1 protein-coding gene and 3 pseudogenes are annotated in these 2,661 nt (G+C 63.0%); 2 read left to right on the forward strand and 2 right to left on the reverse strand.

The genetic code is table 11. The annotated features are described in order from the left end of the window. Positions 1-20 precede the first annotated feature (20 nt). Positions 21-335, reverse strand: a pseudogene (locus AC1D34_RS36690) (transposase); the annotation flags it as partial. A 45-nt stretch (positions 336-380) separates the two neighbouring features. Between AC1D34_RS36690 and AC1D34_RS36695 the strand changes: the two are divergent. Further along, positions 381-913 (forward strand): annotated as a pseudogene (locus AC1D34_RS36695) (transposase); the annotation flags it as partial. A 305-nt stretch (positions 914-1,218) separates the two neighbouring features. Beyond that, on the forward strand, positions 1,219-2,097 hold the full coding sequence (locus tag AC1D34_RS36700; protein ID WP_476826915.1) for an IS110 family RNA-guided transposase: 879 nt from the start codon (positions 1,219-1,221) through the stop codon (positions 2,095-2,097). Positions 2,098-2,338: 241 nt separating this feature from the next. On the opposite strand, the pseudogene AC1D34_RS36705 reads toward AC1D34_RS36700, so the two are convergent. Continuing rightward, positions 2,339-2,639, reverse strand: a pseudogene (locus AC1D34_RS36705) (transposase); the annotation flags it as partial. Positions 2,640-2,661: the final 22 nt, after the last annotated feature.

The raw sequence follows: 2,661 nt of genomic DNA on the forward strand, positions 1-2,661 counted from the left end.
GTCGACCGTGAAGAACGCGTTCACGCGGCCTGAGGCCGGGATTTTGCCGTCGACATGGCGGCAACTGCGGCGGTGATCCAGGCGCACAAAAACATCAGCCAGCGGATGAGGAGCTTGAAGTTGAAGCCGGCCGCGGCAAGGACGGCGTTGGCGGCGTCGCCCTGGGTTCCGACGAGATAGTTGCGGTTCATGCGGTGTTCGTTCTTCAGGTGGCCGATGACGGGCTCGATCGCTGATCGTCGCCTGAAGGCGCGTTTGATGGCGGGGGTCAGGCCGCGCTTTTGGCCGGCGACATGAACCTTGAAGGCTTTGTCCTTGGGCGCGTTGTGGCCGCGACTGACCATGCGTTAAACCATCCCTTGACGAACGCCGGGACAGAGAAGACCGACCGCAACGACGCCCGGGCTCTGGCGCAGATCATGCGGACGGGCTGGTTCCGGCAGGTTCACGTCAAGAGCCGGCAGTGCCGGCTTTGGCGCTCGCTTTTGGCGGCTCGCGCCGCACTGTCCTGAATGAGATGCGCGCGATCGAGAACGTAGTGCGGGCGATCCTGCGGGAGGCCGGSCTCAAGCTCGGTACGCCGGGCCGCCCGACCTTCGCCGTCCGCGTGCGCGAACTGACGCAGGGCGATCCCTGCGTGATGGAGACCGACATCCAGGGCAGGATCAGCCGTTGCGGCGACGAACTCGCGCGCACAGCGCTCTATGAGGCGGCTCATACGCTGCTGGTGCGCAGCAAAAAGTGGTCGRGCCTGAGGGCCTGGGGGATCAAGATCGCCAAGCATCGCGGCATGGCCCGCGCCCGCGTCGCGGTCGCTCGCAAGCTCGCCGTGATCCTCCACCGCATGTGGAGCGATGGCGTAGCGTTCCGATRGGGCAAGGATCCCGCGAATGGCGCCACGGTCGCAGCATGACACCGTCACGGCGAAGTAGGAGGGCAAAACATCACGCATAAACCCGAAAGGGTGAACCGGATCGTTCCCGTGCTGAGGCGATCTCGTTGAGAGTCCAGAACCTGCCGCAYAAACCGCAAGGTCGTGAAACAGATTGAGACGCCTCGCCCTTCTGACCCCATCATGCGGCGGCCAAGCGCCGACCGCGAAGAGAAGCGTGTGACCCACGGGGCGGCACGAGCCGGAGAAACCACAACGAGCAGCTTGACCTCAACCACCCCAATCAGAGAGGACTCTTACGCTGGTAAGCATCGCTGAGAATACAAGTGAAACCGTTCGGATGCTTAAACAAGTTGATGCTGAACTTCACTCAATATCGAATAACGTTGAACATATCGAAAGAGCCGGGCGAGATAGTCGCAATGAGGCTGCTGTCAATGCTGCGGCGACATCGCCACCCTTGTAGTCCGCGAGTATCCCTTCATTTGCCGCGCCATGTTATCAAACGGTTGAGAATTCGCCTCGCCGAGCATGTCCCGGCTATGGCACTCGTCAGCCGTCAGCAGCTCTTGAATAAGACGCACGATATCGAGAACGCTATGCGTGGTTCGCTGAAGGTGTTTGGGCTTAGGATCGGGATCGTCACGCGGAGCGCCTTCGAGGTCCGCGTCCTGGAGCTCGTCGCGGATCATCCAATCCTGCTCGCGATCACCGAGCCGATGCTGCGCGTTCGTCGAGCGATGATCGAGGCTTTCGAGGTGCTGGACCGTATGTGCCGGCAATTGGCGCGACGCGATCCTGTTTGCCGCCGGCTGATGACCATACCTGGCGTCGGAGTGGTGGTGGCGCTGACCTATCGCACGGGCGTCGACGCCCCCGAACGCTTCTCGCGATCGAGAGATGTCGGCGCGCATTTCGGCCTGACGCCGAGACGCTACAGCTCCGGACAGACCGACTTCGATGGTCGCATTAGCCGCTGCGGCGACGAGATGATCCRCACCGCATTGTACCAGGCAGCCCACGTCCTCTTCCACCACGGTCCCTGGTCCTCTCTGAGGTCTTGGGCCATGCGGCTGGCGAAGCGCGGCAGCGTGAAGGTCGCGAAGGTTGCTCTCGCACGCCGGCTCGCGGTCATCACGCACCGCATGTGGACCGATGGCACTGAGTTCCGTTGGTCAGCGACGCCCGGATCGGTCGCCGCTTAGCCGCGTCGCGGGAGCTCCATTTAGCGATCGACTTGCATAGTTCCGTCGCCGCGGCGGAAAAGAGCGCCCGGGAGGGTGCGAGGGTCGGACGAGCACGCATCGCTGGTTGCGATGGCACGGCATTCGCCGGTCTAATCGCGAGGCAGAGCTAGGCCGTTCGATCCTTCTCAACCCATCCTGTCCGCCGACGCAGCCAGCGTGGAGCACGCAAAGAAGCCTGAACTCGTCCGGGCGCTCCCGATCCGCAGCGGCACGCAAAACGGAGTTGACACATGCCCGCGAGGTTCAGGTGGACCTCGTCGCACAACCGACGTTCTGAACGGGATGCCGAAGCAGTAGCCGACGATCAGCATCCGGATCATCAGCTCGGGATCGATCGAGGGCCGGCCTGTGTCGCTGTAGTAGGGACGTAGATGCGCACGGATGCCGGACAGATCGACGAAGCGGTCGATCGAGCGCAGCAGGTGGTTGGCCGGGACATGCCGCTCAAGGCTGAACTCGTAGAACAGTGCCTCCTGCGCAACCGTCCGCTCGCCCATCATCGCGCCGCCCTCCGCCCAAGGA

It is taken from the genome of Allobosea sp. P1_A7 (assembly GCF_056406775.1).